Source organism: Sphingobacterium lumbrici (assembly GCF_006476045.1).
GTDB lineage: Bacteria > Bacteroidota > Bacteroidia > Sphingobacteriales > Sphingobacteriaceae > Sphingobacterium > Sphingobacterium lumbrici.
The window spans coordinates 91,858-108,030 of sequence record NZ_SRZY01000029.1; the positions used below are offsets into that span (position 1 = coordinate 91,858).

General features: G+C 38.4%; 15 protein-coding genes and 3 tRNA genes. 11 read left to right on the forward strand and 7 right to left on the reverse strand.

Going from position 1 to position 16,173, the window contains the following annotated elements; translation table 11 throughout:
* Positions 1-31 precede the first annotated feature (31 nt).
* The 4 genes from ligA (at position 32) to E4F24_RS11355 (ending at position 5,922) form a co-directional block, all read left to right on the forward strand.
* Positions 32-2,062, forward strand: coding sequence for an NAD-dependent DNA ligase LigA (gene ligA, locus E4F24_RS11340; protein WP_140938847.1), 2,031 nt, complete (start codon positions 32-34; stop codon positions 2,060-2,062).
* 27 nt (positions 2,063-2,089) lie between these two features.
* Positions 2,090-2,968 carry a 4-hydroxy-tetrahydrodipicolinate synthase gene (dapA, locus tag E4F24_RS11345; protein WP_140938849.1) on the forward strand — a complete coding sequence of 293 codons (879 nt, stop codon included), beginning with the start codon at positions 2,090-2,092 and terminating at the stop codon, positions 2,966-2,968.
* Between the two features lie 202 nt (positions 2,969-3,170).
* Positions 3,171-4,490 carry a type IX secretion system plug protein gene (locus E4F24_RS11350; RefSeq protein WP_140938851.1) on the forward strand — a complete coding sequence of 440 codons (1,320 nt, stop codon included), beginning with the start codon at positions 3,171-3,173 and terminating at the stop codon, positions 4,488-4,490.
* Between the two features lie 7 nt (positions 4,491-4,497).
* Positions 4,498-5,922, forward strand: coding sequence for an amino acid permease (locus E4F24_RS11355; RefSeq protein WP_140938853.1), 1,425 nt, complete (start codon positions 4,498-4,500; stop codon positions 5,920-5,922).
* A 75-nt stretch (positions 5,923-5,997) separates the two neighbouring features.
* On the opposite strand, the gene E4F24_RS11360 is transcribed toward E4F24_RS11355, so the two are convergent.
* Complete coding sequence (locus E4F24_RS11360) at positions 5,998-6,786, reverse strand: SDR family oxidoreductase (protein WP_140938855.1); 789 nt, start codon at positions 6,784-6,786, stop codon at positions 5,998-6,000.
* 276 nt (positions 6,787-7,062) lie between these two features.
* On the opposite strand from E4F24_RS11360, the gene E4F24_RS11365 reads away from it, so the two are divergent.
* Positions 7,063-7,434, forward strand: coding sequence for a hypothetical protein (locus E4F24_RS11365; protein WP_140938857.1), 372 nt, complete (start codon positions 7,063-7,065; stop codon positions 7,432-7,434).
* Positions 7,435-7,496: 62 nt separating this feature from the next.
* Here E4F24_RS11365 and E4F24_RS11370 read toward each other — a convergent pair whose 3' ends face one another.
* The 3 genes from E4F24_RS11370 to E4F24_RS11380 form a co-directional block, all read right to left on the reverse strand.
* Positions 7,497-7,763, reverse strand: a complete 267-nt coding sequence (locus tag E4F24_RS11370; RefSeq protein WP_181182455.1) for a hypothetical protein — start codon at positions 7,761-7,763, stop codon at positions 7,497-7,499.
* A 231-nt stretch (positions 7,764-7,994) separates the two neighbouring features.
* Positions 7,995-8,588, reverse strand: coding sequence for a DUF502 domain-containing protein (locus E4F24_RS11375; RefSeq protein ID WP_140938862.1), 594 nt, complete (start codon positions 8,586-8,588; stop codon positions 7,995-7,997).
* Between the two features lie 2 nt (positions 8,589-8,590).
* Positions 8,591-11,020: a bifunctional UDP-N-acetylmuramoyl-tripeptide:D-alanyl-D-alanine ligase/alanine racemase gene (locus E4F24_RS11380; RefSeq protein WP_140938864.1), complete on the reverse strand. Its 2,430-nt coding sequence runs from the start codon at positions 11,018-11,020 to the stop codon at positions 8,591-8,593.
* A 68-nt stretch (positions 11,021-11,088) separates the two neighbouring features.
* Between E4F24_RS11380 and E4F24_RS11385 the strand changes: the two genes are divergently transcribed.
* The 4 genes from E4F24_RS11385 to E4F24_RS11400 all read left to right on the forward strand — a co-directional run bounded on the left by E4F24_RS11385 (position 11,089) and on the right by E4F24_RS11400 (position 13,174).
* Entirely contained in the window at positions 11,089-11,571 is a 483-nt protein-coding gene (locus tag E4F24_RS11385; protein WP_140938866.1) for a regulatory protein RecX, read from the forward strand.
* Positions 11,572-12,343: 772 nt separating this feature from the next.
* On the forward strand, positions 12,344-12,772 hold the full coding sequence (locus tag E4F24_RS11390) for a tail fiber domain-containing protein (protein ID WP_140938868.1): 429 nt from the start codon (positions 12,344-12,346) through the stop codon (positions 12,770-12,772).
* A gap of 239 nt (positions 12,773-13,011) precedes the next feature.
* A tRNA-Gly gene (locus tag E4F24_RS11395) sits at positions 13,012-13,084 on the forward strand.
* 5 nt (positions 13,085-13,089) lie between these two features.
* Positions 13,090-13,174, forward strand: a tRNA-Leu gene (locus E4F24_RS11400).
* A gap of 186 nt (positions 13,175-13,360) precedes the next feature.
* Here E4F24_RS11400 and E4F24_RS11405 read toward each other — a convergent pair.
* From E4F24_RS11405 to E4F24_RS11415, 3 genes are all read right to left on the reverse strand, one after another.
* Positions 13,361-13,442 (reverse strand) — tRNA-Leu (locus E4F24_RS11405).
* Positions 13,443-13,733: 291 nt separating this feature from the next.
* Positions 13,734-14,114 carry a DoxX family protein gene (locus E4F24_RS11410; protein ID WP_140938870.1) on the reverse strand — a complete coding sequence of 127 codons (381 nt, stop codon included), beginning with the start codon at positions 14,112-14,114 and terminating at the stop codon, positions 13,734-13,736.
* 20 nt (positions 14,115-14,134) lie between these two features.
* Positions 14,135-14,320, reverse strand: coding sequence for a nitroreductase family protein (locus E4F24_RS11415; protein WP_140938872.1), 186 nt, complete (start codon positions 14,318-14,320; stop codon positions 14,135-14,137).
* 104 nt (positions 14,321-14,424) lie between these two features.
* Here E4F24_RS11415 and E4F24_RS11420 point away from each other — a divergent pair, with 104 nt between their 5' ends.
* Positions 14,425-14,775, forward strand: a complete 351-nt coding sequence (locus E4F24_RS11420; protein ID WP_235891209.1) for a winged helix-turn-helix transcriptional regulator — start codon at positions 14,425-14,427, stop codon at positions 14,773-14,775.
* 131 nt (positions 14,776-14,906) lie between these two features.
* Positions 14,907-16,148, forward strand: coding sequence for a beta-ketoacyl-ACP synthase II (gene fabF / locus E4F24_RS11425; protein WP_140938874.1), 1,242 nt, complete (start codon positions 14,907-14,909; stop codon positions 16,146-16,148).
* The last annotated feature ends 25 nt before the right edge of the window (positions 16,149-16,173 follow it).

The following is a 16,173-nucleotide window of genomic DNA, read 5'->3' on the forward strand; positions in this document are numbered from 1 at the left end:
TTCCCCTTAAAATTTCTTATTTTCGTAAGCTATGTCGCAAGATATTCAAGATAGAATCTTAAAATTAACAACAGAACTAAATGCGTATAACTACCAGTACTATGTATTGGCAAATTCTGTCGTTTCTGATTTTGATTTCGACACAAAACTTAAAGAATTAGAGGCATTAGAAAACGAGTATCCCGAATATCGAGACCCCAACTCTCCAACATTAAAAGTGGGCGGAGATATCACCTCCAAATTCAACACCGTGGCACACCGCTGGCCAATGCTATCGCTGAGCAACACCTATAATGAGCAGGAGCTTAGGGATTTTGATGAGCGGGTACAGAAAGCCATAGGTCATCCTGTAGATTACGTCTGTGAACTCAAATTTGATGGGCTTTCGATATCTATCACATTTGAAAACGGTAAACTAGCCCGGGCTATCACGCGTGGCGATGGCACCCAGGGTGATGAAGTAACCAACAATGTAAAAACTATCCGGAGCATCCCCCATCAATTAAAAACCGGAGCAGCATACCCAGCCTCTTTCGATATTAGGGGGGAAATATTTATGCATAAATCAGCTTTTTTAAGGCTCAATAAAGAACGGGAAGATATTGGAGAGCAAATGTATGCAAATCCAAGAAATTTTGCTTCGGGAACGATCAAGCTTCAAGATTCGGGCGAGGTTGCAAAAAGACCGTTGGATTGTTTCCTTTACTTCTTGTATATCGAAAATAGAAATAAAATTTTCACTACACATTGGGAAAGCCTTCAAGCAGTAAAAGAATGGGGATTTCCGGTATGCGATGAAACAAGATTATGTACTTCGATAGATGAAGTGCTAAATTTTATTCATTATTGGGATATTCAACGACACCAGTTGACATACGATATTGATGGAATCGTCATCAAAGTAAACGAATACGCCTATCAGGAGGAATTGGGATTCACAGCAAAATCGCCACGATGGGCTACGTCCTTTAAATTTAAAGCCGAACGGGTAGAAACGATTCTTAACAGCATAAGTTATCAAGTAGGTCGTACAGGCGCGGTAACACCGGTAGCCAACTTACAACCTGTTTTATTGGCAGGTACTACGGTAAAACGTGCCACACTTCATAATGCCAATGAAATAGCTAGGTTGGATTTACATACGGGAGATACAGTCTTTGTAGAAAAAGGGGGGGAAATCATTCCAAAAATCATAGCCGTTAATCCCGAAAAAAGACCTGCAGACGCTACGGCGATCATCTATCCTACGACATGCCCCGAACCCGAATGTGGCGCTACGTTAATTCGTCGTGATGGCGAAGCGGTACATTATTGTCCGAATGAAGACGGTTGCCGACCGCAGATCGTTGGTAAAATGCAACATTTTATCGGACGCAAGATGATGGACATTCAAGGATTGGGCAAAGAAACCATTGAGACTTTTTATCGATTGGGTTTAATTCAACGCATATCAGATCTGTATTCACTAGCTACCCGACAGGATGAATTAGTCCATCTGGAAAGATTTGGTCAAAAGTCCATTGAGAATATGATTGCCGGATTGGAAAAATCGAAGGAAAAACCTTTTGAAAAAGTCTTGTTTGCGTTAGGAATCCGGCATGTGGGTGAAACCGTGGCAAAAAAACTGGCGCTACATTTTAAATCACTTGATAATCTAAAAAATGCCAGTATCGAAGATATAGCGAATGTCCAAGATGCCGGAATCCGGATTGCAGAAAGTGTGTATGAGTATTTACATCAGGACACTCATCTCACCGAACTCGATAAACTGGCGCAATATGGCTTAAATTTTGCTATAGAAGAAAAAGAGCTCCTTTTAGCGGGCGAGAACCTATCTGGAAAAACATTTTTGATATCCGGTGTATTTGCTGATTTCTCAAGAGAAGAATTAAGTGCTTTGATTGAATCTCATGGTGGTAAGATGCTAAGCAGTATCTCTGCAAAATTAAACTACCTGGTGGCCGGAGATAAAATGGGACCATCTAAACTCGTCAAAGCAGAGAAACTTAAAGTTCCTGTTATTTCAGATCAGGATCTGTTAAAAATGATTAATAAAAATTAAACAATTATATAATACAATTTATTCGACATGAACGAGCTTCACGGTGCAGGGGTGGCATTGGTTACACCATTTAATGCAGATGGAACGATTGACTTTGAAACGTTAGGAAAACTAATAGAGTTTCAAATTGCAGAAGGAATGAACTACTTGGTATCATTAGGCACAACTGGCGAGACTGCCACATTGACGGCTGAAGAACGAAAACAAGTTTGGGAGTTTACGGCGACAACAGTAAACGGAAGAATCCCGTTGGTAGCGGGAATCGGTGGTAATAATACCGTAGAAATAGTAAAGCAAGTTCAAGAATTTAGCATTCAAGGATACTGCGCAATCCTATCGGTATCACCTTATTATAACAAACCAACTCAAGAAGGGATTTACCAACATTACAAAGCCATTGCCGAAGCTTCAGCTTTGCCGGTAATACTGTATAATGTACCGGGACGAACGGGAAGTAATATAAGCTCAGCTACGACCATCCGCCTGGCAAAGGATTTTAGAAACATCGTAGCGACTAAAGAAGCCTCAGGCAGCTATGCACAATTCTCTGAAATACTACGTGACAAACCAGAAGACTTCTTATTGATTTCGGGAGATGATCCTGCAACTCTTCCTATGATGGCACTGGGTGCAGTCGGAATTATCTCTGTGGTCGGCAATGCATTTCCTAAAAAAGTAAGCACATTGGTAAAATTGTGTGCCGATGGAAATTACCCTCAGGCCCGTACGATTCACAATGAGTTACTTAAAATTACAGATTTATGCTTTGTAGAAAGCAATCCATCCGGCATAAAATATATCTTGAAGCAAATAGGAATAGGTAGCGATGATGTACGTCTACCCTTGGTACCTATCGGAGAAACGACACAAAAAGATATTCAGAACGAGTTACAACGGATGAATTAAAATTCTTAATGACCAAACATTCTATTATCTTTATTCCTGTAAATAGATTTATGATGGCGGAAATCAATAGTAAAGCTAAAAAATCCTCAGGTGTAACGAAAATAATAAGCTGGCTTTTGTTGATTTTTTTTCTTGGTTTAAGAGCTTTCACCTGTTATAAATATTATTTTATAACAGGTGAAGGCTTGACAGAAATGAATGTATGAACAAAAAAGCCTTTATCTTACTAACGCTATTCTGCTGTGCGTTATCGACAGTCGAGGCACAACGAAAAAAAAGGGTGCGTGAAGGCTTTGAACGATCGCCACAGCAAGAACTCGTTTATGATAATAAGAACTATTTAGATGTTATAAATACAGTACAACTCTTTCCTGCAGAAAAAGAAAACCAGTTGCCTATATATACTTTGGGCAGTCAGGATCAGCTGTTACTTTCTTTCGATGATTTACGGGCCGATGTGAGGAGTTATTATTACGGCATCGAACATTGCAATGCCAACTGGGAACCTAGTCGTGTATCACCATTAGATTACGCGGAGGGATATAACGAGGATCGTCTTGATAATTATTCCCAATCGCAGGGAACATTCCAAGCCTACACACATTATAAAGCAGCTTTCCCAAATGAATATATAAGACCTAAAATTGCTGGAAATTACTTATTAAAGGTATATGAAGATGCCGATAAAACCCGATTGGTCGTAACGAGGCGCTTCTACGTCGTACGTCCCTTGATTCAGGTTGAAACCGAAATCCTTCCTTCGGTACAGGTATCGAAAAGGATGTCTAATCAAAAGATCGATGTATCGATCAAAACACCTTCGTTAACCATTCCCAATCCTGAACGCGATATCCAGGTACATGTATTTCAAAATCAACGTGAAGACAATAAAATGGTTTTAACCAGACCTATGTTTATTGGGAATCATGAAATTAAATATAACAACAGCGAAACCTTGGATTTCCTGGGGAATAATGAATTTCGATTTGTGGATTTACGCAGTTTTCGATTAGGCTCTAACCGGGTTCAACATATTCAAAACGACAGTCTCATCTCAGTAAACATATTAGTCGATGAGGACATACGGAATATCACCTATGCGAGTACGTATGATGAAAATGGAAAGTTCTACATACGCAATCTGGATTTTGAAAATGGAGAGATCCAATCTGACTATGCTGATGTGCATTTTTCACTACAGACTAATCAGAAGATAACGGGAAATATCTATCTTGTCGGTGGCTTCAATAGCTTTCAACGAAATGAGTACAATAGACTAACCTATAATCCAACTTCAAAAAACTGGGAGGTTACGTTGAAGTTAAAACAAGGGCTATACGATTATGAATATGTACTCGAAACTCCGGAAGGCGAGGTCGTAACCAACGCGTTTACAAATAGTTTTTACGACACCGGAAATGATTATCTGGTATTAGTGTATCATAGACGTATAGGAACATACTGGGATGAATTACTAGGTGTAGGGACAGCATCTATTCATAATAAAACAAACAAAAATTAACGATAAGGTGGTAGAAAAAGACGAGAACAAACAACTCAAAAGAGGATTAAGTAACCGACATATACAGCTCATCGCATTAGGAGGAGCCATTGGAACGGGACTCTTTCTGGGAATAGGGAAGGCGGCAGTATTGGCTGGTCCTTCGGTTATACTAGGCTATGCTATTTCCGGAGTTATTGCATTTTTTATCATGCGCCAACTAGGAGAAATGGTAGTAGAAGAACCCGTTTCGGGAAGTTTTAGTTACTTCGCCAATAAATACATTGGGCCTTTTGGCGGGTTTTCATCGGGTTGGAATTATTGGGTATTGTATATATTGGTTAGTATGGCCGAGTTGACTGCCATTGGTATATATGTACAATTTTGGTGGCCGGAAATTCCACTGTGGGTATCCAGCACCTTCTTTTTTATCGTCATTAATTCGATTAATCTAGCCTCTGTAAAAGTATACGGAGAAACTGAATTTTGGTTTTCTATCGTAAAGGTTGCAGCGATCATCGCTATGATCCTATTTGGATCGTATTTATTAATCAGCGGATCAGCAGGAGAACGAGCGACAGTAGAAAACCTATATAACGATGGCGGATTTTTCCCAAAAGGCTGGCTTACCAATGCGCAGGACGGTAGCTATCAGGGGCTGCTCGCCGCAATGGTCATGATTATGTTCTCTTTTGGAGGACTGGAGTTAGTTGGGATCACGGCTGCCGAAGCTGAAAATCCGGAAAAGAATATTCCCCGAGCAACAAATCAAGTTTTGATTCGTATTTTGATATTCTATGTAGGTGCTTTATTTATCCTATTTTCTTTGATGCCGTGGAATGCTATTACCGCCGATACCAGTCCATTTGTAGAGGTATTTAATGCCTTGAACAGCTTTGAATTTACACTTTTCGATAAGACATATTACTTTACCACGATCATTGCCAATGTACTGAACATAATCGTACTGACGGCAGCACTATCCGTCTACAACAGTTGCGTATACAGTAATTCGCGAATGTTATACGGCTTGGCAGAACAAGGAAACGCACCACAATTTTTGAAAAAATTGAATAAAAATCATTCGCCAATTGCAGCCATAATCGCTTCTGCAATTTTGGTCGCGGTATGTATTGTTATTAATAAGATCATTCCCGAAAAAGCGCTGGAGATTTTAATGTCATTAGTCGTATCTACCCTTGTAATCAATTGGATAATGATATCATTTACACACATCTTTTTCAAAAGACAGAAAATAAAGGATGGCGTTAAAACAAAATTCCCCTCGCTGTTCTACCCTATTAGCAACGTGATTTGTTTGGTGTTTTTGTTTGGTGTTTTGGTAATGATGTGGTTCACCGGGCTTAAGATATCTGTCGAGCTTATTCCGATATGGTTATTAATACTTTGGTTGAGTTATCTGATGGTGAAAAGAAAAAAAGCAAAGTCGTAACCTGTCGATAGAGGTCGTCTCCTACATTTGTCTTGGACAAAAACAGGAGACGACCTCTATTTTATACCATTCCTGTTAGAATAATGTTTTGGCAATACCGCCATCTAGTGGAATAGAAGCCCCTGTCAAAAAGGAGGCATACTCGGAGGCAAGAAACGCGACCAGATAACCATATTCTTGCGGATCCCCTAACCTGTTCATCGGTATAGACTGTATTCTTTTTTGTTTTACCTGATCCAGTACAATCCCTTCTTTCTCTGCCTGCATCTCCATAAGGTTATTTAATCTATCGGTATCGAAATATCCGGTAAGGATAGAATTGACCGTAATACCGTCTGCAGCAACAGCATTAGACAGAGATTTACTCCAGCTGACCAAAGCTGTCCGCATGGTGTTAGATAGCACCAAACCATCTTGCGGTTCTTTGACCGTCATGGATGAAACATTGATGATCCGTCCAAAGCCTTGTGCTTTCATATAAGGCAAAGCTAGATTTGTCATAAAAACAGCATTTTGAAATAACAATTCAAAAGCCTGCTGATAGTCCTCTTCTTGTTTTGACAACAACGTTCCTGCCTGCGGCCCATTTGTATTATTTATTAACACATCAATAGTATGTGTTCTAAAAAAATCGGTAAGGGTCTTTTTGTGATCAGCATAATCATTAAAATTAGTTACAATGTATCCGTGATTTTGCCCCTGACTCCTATCTAACGCTGTCAGAGTCTCTTCCAATTTTTCAGCCGATCTCGACATCAATGTAACATCGGCACCACAGTGTGCCAATTGTATTGCTATAGCCTTTCCCAGACCCGATGAACTGCCACCTACTAATGCTCTTTTTCCCTTTAATGATATTTGCATAAATTTAATTCCTTAACGTATATCTTCTGACTTGTCACAACAATAAAAAACTACAGGGCGCCCACATTGATACTTTTAAAACAAAGATTGTCAATAAAAAAATCACTTTCAATAAAAAAATCCAAAAACTGTTATAACACCACACTCACTAAATAGTTTTTCGAAAATATCAGGCTATTCGTATTCAAAAAGCTTATATAATTTTTGACCAAAAAATTACTTTTTAGAAAAAATTTCATTATATTTACCTAAGTCAGTTTTATAAACCTTCTTGTTATGCAGACGAAAACGGAATACCTAATCTGGGACAAAATCGTTAATAGTGCCAAACAACGTTTTGACTTTGAGCTCTACGCTACTAAATTGGATCCAGATACGCTAGACAAGCTTATTCTTCATATTATCGTAGGATTTGCTTCAGGAGAGTGCCATGAAAGCATCTCCACAAACCTTCACAATGAATTAGTTCATATCGGTATCGATGTGCGAGACGAAATTATAGATACTATTGTAGCAGACAAACACGTTGTATTTAGTGGGGAAATCTATGCGGCCTACCTCACCTTTTCGATGTTGGAAGATGGAAACAGCGAATTTGAGATATTAGGTTGTGTCACCGATTTATTAGAAAATCCTCGCATATACTAAACCGCGAATAAATTCTGTTCTGTTTTTAATCTAAAAAGGCCAAAATTTAAGTTTTGACCTTTTTAGAATTCTACTGAGATTAAGGCATTCAATGGTATCAAAACACCACTTTTAAGTTGAATATAATTGTCTGTCAATGACCAAACCGTAGTATCAACGCGTTTTGGTCCGTCTTCTGTCTGAAATATGATAGAGACTTTTGATTTAAACTCATTACCTAGCCTTTGTGCATTACTCAGCTTTTGATTCAACTCCTCTACTCTATTTATCTCCGCCGGAATAATTTTATACTTACCAATTTCTTCCTTTTCTATCAATGTACCTATCATAATACTCTTATTTTTTACTAGATATTACTTATGCTTTAACGATATAAACTTAGATAAATTTGCTTTTATTTGCAATTCTAATTTCGTTGAAAATAAAAGCAAATTATTCATCAATGTACATTTTAATAGTATGAATGAGCGCTACGCGGTTTTCGATCCCTGCCTACCGGCAGGCAGGTCTCCTCTTCCTTTAAGAACTTATTTACTGAGGAAATATAAAAACCTATTCCTTTAGATACCACTCACCCCTCCGGAAACCACTAATTTCATGGCATCCGTCGCATTCATATCCAGTTTACGTACACGTTCGTTTTTCACTATAACAACCTGTCCGGCAAACGAATAGGAATATGGAAAATAAACAACAACTTCGTCCTTCAATCCCAATTTACTAAGATCCCGCTGTGTAAGAAATCCGATTTTCTTCATTCCTGTTTCATTTACTTCTACCAATACCGGTTCGTTAAATTTCTTGGCATCGCCTACAAAAGCTTCCGTAAAATCCTTAATTGACGAATACAAAGTATTAAATAAAGGTATACGTTTTATAGTACGGTTAAGCCAATGTCTAATGGGATCGGTAACGAGATTGGTAAATATAACCCCCACAATAATTAATAGTATAATGACCGTCAAAATGCCAATACCCGGAATATATAAAGGGTGACCTTCCTCATCTTCTAAAAAATGTTGTGTAATATTCAATGTATTATCTAAAGAGGCTACTATCCAAATGATGAGGAATACCGCTCCAGCCAGGGGAACCACCACCAAAGTTCCTTTGATTAAATAATACAGTAGTTTCTGAAAAATTTTCTTTATCATAATTATTCGTAAAAATAAACTCTTTTCACCCGCGATGAAATCCCTACTAACAGTTCATAAGGTATAGTCTCGATATCCTTAGCTGTCTGTATCAAATCCGGGAAAACGATCACCTCATCTCCTTCATGTGCGGTGATATCAGTTATATCCAGCATGCACATATCCATACAAACGTTGCCTATTGTAGGTACAATTTGTCCGGCGATCATCATTTTTCCTATTCCATTTCCTAAACGGCGGTCATACCCATCAGCGTATCCTATTTTGACGGTTGCGATACGGCTATCACGTTTCAGGACTCCTTTCCGATCATAACCAACAGTCTCTTCTTTATTTAATTTTTTTATTTGTGAAATAGTGGTTTTAAGTGTGCTGACCGACTCCAAATGCAGTCCGTTATCTGACAGGTCAATACCATAGAGCCCTATTCCCAATCGCACCATATCCAATTGTGCGTCCGGCCAATTTACAATCCCCGTTGTATTACAAATGTGTTTCAAAACCGGGTAGCCCAAACCTGACTCCAATCTGTCTGCCAAGGTTTTAAATTCCTGAATCTGCTGCGCTGTAAATTCCTTTTGAGTAGTATCGCCAGAAGCAACCAAGTGCGAAAACACGGATACAACTTTGATCTGTGGACTCTTTTGAAGTGTAATAAGTGCATCATCGAATTCATTTGCCATGAATCCTAATCGGTGCATACCGGTATCCAGCTTGATATGTATCGGATAATCTACAAACTGAATATCTGCCAAAAATTGAAGAAAAGCATTTAAAATCCGTTTGGAATATATCTCCGGCTCTAATTGATAAGTTATCATATCATCAAACGTACCTTCATGCGGACTCAATACCATTATCGGCAAGGTTACACCCGCCTTTCTTAACTCTACCCCCTCATCGACAAAAGCTACAGTAAGATAATCTAATTTATTAAACTGTAAGACATTCGCCACCTCAAAACCTCCGCTTCCGTAAGAAAAGGCTTTGACCATCGCCATTAATTTTACGTCTTTCCGTAATAAGGAGCGGTATTGTATGAGATTGCTTTCAATGGCTTTCAGATTAATCTCCATAACCGTATCATGGGACTTTTCAACTAATTGTTGACTTACCTCTTCCAGATGAAACTTACGCGCCCCCTTAATCAGAATTGCCTCATTACTAAAATCAATTCGCGGTAAGTCAGCTATCAACTCTGCTGTAGATTCGTAGCACAACACCTCCGAATTTATCGCTGTTATAATACCAAATAAAGAACGATCAATCAGAACAACCCGTTTTAATAACTGATTATTCAGCAAACGAATCAGTTTATCCATTATTTTGGTTGTAAACTTTGCGTCTGCAAAGCCGCTTAATATCAATGATTTTTGCGTGTGCTGATTTTGCTGATTCAAAAAATCCAATGCGATCTGTAAGGATGCTAAATCATTGGAATAAGTATCGTCAATAATGCTACAATTATTCTTCCCTTTCTTTAATTGCAGACGCATTTCCAGTGGTTTTAATCCCTTTATGCGTTGCTCAATAACAGAGAAGTCATATCCCAATTGTATCATAACTATTATACAGGTAATGGCATTCTCAACGGAAGCCTTATCTTGAAAAGGGATCACGAAATCAATCTCCTCTTGCTGGTATCGTGCAGTTATCTTTGATCCGGCATGATCGGTTGAAATATTTAGAATCCGGAAATCGTCAGACTCATTCGTTCCCCAAGTGAATCCGCTCCGGATGCTTTTGGCATCGGGTACGTAATTAGAAGAAAACAAAATTTGTGTAGCATGCTTAAAAAGCTTCCATTTCTCAATTAATTTGTCATTTTTGGAAGAAAAGCCTTCCAAATGTGCTGTACCGAGGTTGGTCAATATACCAATGGAGGGATCTATCATTTGCTGCAAGGCCTCCATCTCCCCCGGTCGACTGATCCCCGCTTCAATAATGGCTAACGTATGATCTGCCTGAAGATTCCAAACCGAAAGTGCAACCCCCAGTTGTGAATTATAACTCTTTGGACTTTGATATACGTTGTACTCAGCAGTCAACAATTGATACAACCATTCTTTGACAATAGTTTTACCGTTGCTTCCGGTAATGCCAATGACCGGTATATCGAATTGTTTCCGGTGAACTGCCGCCAACGCCTGAATTGCTTTAAGTGTATCTTCCACCCAAATAAAATTGGCATCGGGATACGGTGAAATCGAAAAACCAATATCCGAGATCACGAAACTTCTGATACCTTTATCATACGCATCTGCAATAAACTGATGCCCATCCCTGCTACTTTTAATCGCAAAAAACACACTCTCCTTCACATCACGAATCTTTCGGCTGTCATAGACCAATTCACTTATCGTCCAACTGTCGTCAGCAAGAAAATAGTGTTCAGATGAAAGAATTTGTAATACCGAAGTTATTGTGTACATAGTGAAATATTGTTACGAATTTCATCATTATTTTTAATAAGTTAGGTATTTTTTGAACATTTGTACAAATGAATGACCGTTATACAAACAAAAAAATCTACACTCCGCATCAGGCTAAATTAAAAGCCGAAAATTATTGCGCGTATCAAGAACGGGCACAACAGGAAGTAAGAGACAAATTGTATGAGTGGGGGTTACACTCCGATGATGTAGAAAACATCATTTCGGAGCTTATTTCAGAAAATTTTTTAAATGAGGAACGGTTTGCTATGGCGTACGCATCCGGAAAATTTAGAATAAAAGGCTGGGGAAAAGTAAAAATCAGGCAACATCTTAAGCAAAAAAAAATACCAGAAAAATTAATTAAAAATGCAATTAACGCGATAGACGGCGAAGAATACAACCAAAAAATCAATCACTTAGTAGATTTAAAAACGAAAAACGAAAAAAAACCATACAATATTAAGCTAAAAACCAAACTATACAATTATCTCGCTGCTAAAGGTTATGAAAACGATATCATCTTTCAGAAAATACATGAAGATTCCTAAATTCGCCCCTATAAACCACAACAAAATACAGCCGGTTATAACCCCTATAAATCAAATGGTAAAATTTATGGATAATAGTGCATATATTTTCTGATAAAATTCATTTTTACAACTACTTTAACACATCAATTATTAACAGTTAAACAGTTGTAACAAAGACACTTCAATAATATTTATTGATTATTTTTCAACTTTTTCAGGCCTTAATTTCTTATATTTGCAGACAGCGAACAGTTAATTGCGCCAAGTGGGATAATTCCTGTGTTAATTCGTTAAAGGAACTCGCTGCTGGACATAAAAAATGGGTATAAAAAAGCTAACATACGTACTAATGACTTTAGGATTTTTCCTAATTTCGTCAACATGCGTTTATGTTGTGTCCGAGAAGAGCTTTTACGATACCGAACATGCTGAAAATACAAATACACAATCTGCCGACGACACAGACAGCGAACGACAGCTAGATGATGATTACGTTATCACTAATATGTTAACTCCTGTAGAAAGCAATTTTCTTTACGCCCTTTATTATCACCCCGGCGACACAAAAGTAAAGCATATCCTCATAAGGCTTCATTGCCCACCTCCAAACATTTCCTAGCATTTCTTCATTTATCATCGTGAAATATTGATGGGCAATAACGCACAGGTAATATTCCGTCACGAAGTAATAATACACGATGAGATAATACCTGATTTCGTACGGCAACGCTTAGAAATAGTTATTTCATACTGCTTAATCTAAGAATATATAATAAAATAATTTTTTAAAATGAAACTATCTATAGCAAATTTAACTTCAGTATTGGCATTGGCCTTTGGAACATGTACAATAGTAAACGCACAACAACTGAATGAGCAAGAATTAAAACTTAATATTGATAAAATTTCTAATTCAACAGAACGCATCAAAGCCCTTGAACCGGTTACATTCGTTTACAATACCGATAAATATAAAAAACTAAACTTACCTACCGGAAATCAATACGGTTTTCTAGCAAGCAATGTGGAAAGTGTATTTCCAGATCTGGTACAGGCATCTTCAAAATTTTATAGTAGCGGAAAAAACACCTCAAAGGTTGCAAAATATGAAGAGGTAAACTTAAATGATCTTATCCCTTTATTGGTTGCAGCCCTAAAAGAGCAACAAGCGCAAATTGAAGCACTACAACAAGAAGTAAATAACTTAAAATCAAAATAAAGTTGCAATAGAAAGCCAAGATGTCCTTGGGATACATTCCTCCGGACAGCTTGGCTTTTTTTCTCTACGCCTTCACCCCTGCTTTCCCATTACCTTCAAAGTGAAAAAGCCTCCAAAGTATAATTATTTCTGATTCAATCACATTACTATATCTCACAAATCAAGGGAAAAATAATTTAGAAAAAACACCTTTTTATTTTGGAGATTTAGCCGAAAGCTCTATATTTGCACCACGTCAAGCGAAAGTAGCTCAGTTGGTAGAGCACAACCTTGCCAAGGTTGGGGTCGCGAGTTCGAATCTCGTCTTTCGCTCAGTTGCCTAGGTGGTGGAACTGGTAGACACGCAGGACTTAAAATCCTGTTCCCGTTAAGGGAGTGCGGGTTCGATTCCCGCCCTAGGTACTTCAAAAACCTTCTCTATTGAAAATAGGGAAGGTTTTTCTGTTTTAGAGAGTATTCCTGCACATAAAACAGCACATAGATTTAACACGAAGCTAAGGATGGATCAAATTTTGGATTGCTTTATATCATCCAGAGGGCATTAAATAAAGAAAAGCGAGACAATTATTGCTCGCTTTTCCTGTTAAGTACCCAGCGCCGGAGTCGAACCGGCACATCCGAAGATATTGGTGTTTGAGACCAACGCGTCTACCAATTCCGCCAGCTGGGCTTGCTGTATCTTGATGACGATGCAAATATAGGCTTTCTACATTATTTTCCAAAAATATTTTAGCACCATTTGTTAAACCTATTGATTATTAAAGTGATTCATTTTTATCCCTTCCATAAAAGGTTATACAAACTTCTCTACTCATTATCCGCGAGGGTCGAAGCACAAATAGTACGGCTCAGGGAGCCCCATCTACTGACTAAAAAATGAAAGCAATGGCTGTAGCAAAAGCGGTTATCACGAAAGAAAATCCTATGCTGTAATTTTTCGCTACATCATCATTGATAGCAGTTAATTTGATTTCGCTACCGGAATCAACATTTGTTTAATTACGGGAAAGCGAAATACGATAGTGATCCAAAGTACTATTTGAACCGTCACCGCCATTGCTATAGGTTCATCATGTTGCAAATGTGATGCAATAGCACCACCCATATATGCTACAAGAAGCAACGCACCGATGAATCCTGTTCTCGGAATAAGAAACAAAATAAGCGATAAAATTTCGATCACACCTATCAGAAGATAGGTATCCGGAGCAAAGCCCATTGCAGCTGCCTGTGCTAAGGTAGATTCGTCCTGCACAAGTTTCATAAAGGCACTAAAGGCAAAAAGCAGTCCTAATATAATGGTCAACGTCCATCCTGCTCTTTTGATTGTTTTTCTAGACATGGTGTTATTTTTTATTTATGTTAAATTATTCCTGTTACAAATGCTTCTTTCGGCAATCTCACTTTTTGAACGTAGAGTTGCATCCCTGCAGAGGAAGCAGGCAGATTAATAGTTTCTACAATTTGATTAAGCAGATCGGTCGATACATTTTTTTTACTGTATTTTTTGGTGGCATATTGCCAATTAAGTGTTTCTATTAAACTCATTATTCTATTTGTTTTTGATTATGTGGACAAAGTTCCTTAAAATTTGTTTACTTTTGTCACTAACTAACAAAAAGTAATAGTAACATAGAGGTAACAAAGTAGGTATGACGGAACAAATTCACACACAAACAGCCTGCACCAGAGCCATCATGGCCGTACACGATGCCATGTATGTTCTCGGAGGGAAATGGAAAATCTCCATTGTAGCGTCGCTCCTATTTGGAAAAAAAAGATACTCTGACATCCTGAGAGATGTAGAGGGAATTTCGGGCAAAATGCTCAGCCGGGAGCTGAAAGAAATGGAAATGAACCAACTCATCAAACGGACAGTTGCTACCACGCAACCTATTACAGTTATCTATGAACTTACCGAATATGGAGAAACAGTAAAACCCGTTATTAATGTGCTGGCACAATGGGGTACCTATCACCGAAAAAAAATAATTGGAAAGTAATTATCTTATACCTAAGATAATAATTCCGCAAAAAATTAAATTCATATACAAGAAAAAAAAGCTTTTTCAATAGTATATTTTTCCCATTAAATGATTAGCTTGTATTCCTAACGAAGAAATAACCTATACAGATGAAAAGAGTAGTAATAACAGGATTGGGGACGATAAATCCCTTAGGAAATGATATCCGGACATTTTGGAATAATGCGATATCCGCCAAGAGTAGTGCTCGTTTAATAAGCAGGTTCGATGCGTCAAAATTTAGAACACAAATTGCATGTGAGGTTCAGAATTTTGATCCAACTACATATTTAGACCGCAATGAGATTAAGAGGAGCGATTTATTCACACAATTCGCCTTGTATAGTGCCACACAGGCGTTAGAAGATTCCGGCTTAACTGTTTCCTCCATGAATCCTTTCGACATCGGTGTTATTTGGGGAGTGGGACAAGGTGGAATGGGAACATTTGAAACCGAAGTAGAAAACTATGTGCAGGGAAATTATATACCCCGGTTCAGTCCATTTTTTGTACCCAAGTTAATTGTCAATATGGCATCAGGGATGATATCCATGAAATTTGGCTTACAAGGAATTAATTACACCACCGTTTCAGCCTGTGCGACGTCCAATACAGCAATTATGGACGCATTCAACTACATCCGCTTGGGTAAAGCAAAGGTATTTATTACCGGAGGATCGGAAGCTCCTATAACTGCAGCCTCCATTGGCGGTTTTTCGGCGATGAAAGCCATGTCTACCCGAAATCACGATCCACTTACAGCCAGTCGCCCTTTTGATCAGGATCGGGATGGCTTTGTTATGGCTGAAGGAGCAGGTGCATTAGTATTAGAAGAATATGAGCATGCCAGGAAAAGGGGTGCAAAAATCTACGCAGAATTAGCCGGTGCGGCGATGACAGCCGATGCTTATCACATGACATCCCCGCATCCTGAAGGTCTTGGTGCAGCCAAAGCAATGGAATTAGCGTTAGAAGAAGCTCAATTGAACACTTCGGAATTAGGTTATCTCAACCTACATGCTACTTCTACTCCCGTAGGTGATATCAGTGAATTAAATGCCGTTCATAAGGTTTTCAAAAAATCAGAAAATATGGTCGTCAGCTCGACTAAATCAATGACTGGTCATCTGCTCGGAGCCGCAGGTGCTATAGAAGCTATTCTAGCCATCAAATCTATTAACGAAAGTATTATCCCTCCTACCATTAACATCGAAAATTTAGACATCAATATTCCGGAAGGTATACGGATTGTCGTAAACGACGCATTAGAAAAGCGGATAGATGCGGCAATGAGCAATGCTTTTGGATTTGGGGGGCATAATTCTACTGTGATATTCAAGAGATTTCAATAAGTTTTTTCTCATTTGGGCTTTCACG

Coding starts and splice junctions, on each gene's coding strand:
- dapA (WP_140938849.1), top strand. CDS start 2,090: ATGAACGAGCTTCACGGTGCAGGGGTGGCATTGGTTACACCATTTAAT.
- fabF (WP_140938874.1), top strand. CDS start 14,907: ATGAAAAGAGTAGTAATAACAGGATTGGGGACGATAAATCCCTTAGGA.
- E4F24_RS11390 (WP_140938868.1), top strand. CDS start 12,344: ATGAAACTATCTATAGCAAATTTAACTTCAGTATTGGCATTGGCCTTT.
- E4F24_RS11360 (WP_140938855.1), bottom strand. CDS start 6,786: ATGCAAATATCATTAAAGGGAAAAAGAGCATTAGTAGGTGGCAGTTCA.
- E4F24_RS11415 (WP_140938872.1), bottom strand. CDS start 14,320: ATGAGTTTAATAGAAACACTTAATTGGCAATATGCCACCAAAAAATAC.
- E4F24_RS11410 (WP_140938870.1), bottom strand. CDS start 14,114: ATGTCTAGAAAAACAATCAAAAGAGCAGGATGGACGTTGACCATTATA.
- E4F24_RS11365 (WP_140938857.1), top strand. CDS start 7,063: ATGCAGACGAAAACGGAATACCTAATCTGGGACAAAATCGTTAATAGT.
- E4F24_RS11380 (WP_140938864.1), bottom strand. CDS start 11,020: ATGTACACAATAACTTCGGTATTACAAATTCTTTCATCTGAACACTAT.
- E4F24_RS11375 (WP_140938862.1), bottom strand. CDS start 8,588: ATGATAAAGAAAATTTTTCAGAAACTACTGTATTATTTAATCAAAGGA.
- E4F24_RS11420 (WP_235891209.1), top strand. CDS start 14,425: ATGACGGAACAAATTCACACACAAACAGCCTGCACCAGAGCCATCATG.
- ligA (WP_140938847.1), top strand. CDS start 32: ATGTCGCAAGATATTCAAGATAGAATCTTAAAATTAACAACAGAACTA.
- E4F24_RS11350 (WP_140938851.1), top strand. CDS start 3,171: ATGAACAAAAAAGCCTTTATCTTACTAACGCTATTCTGCTGTGCGTTA.
- E4F24_RS11370 (WP_181182455.1), bottom strand. CDS start 7,763: ATGATAGGTACATTGATAGAAAAGGAAGAAATTGGTAAGTATAAAATT.
- E4F24_RS11385 (WP_140938866.1), top strand. CDS start 11,089: ATGAATGACCGTTATACAAACAAAAAAATCTACACTCCGCATCAGGCT.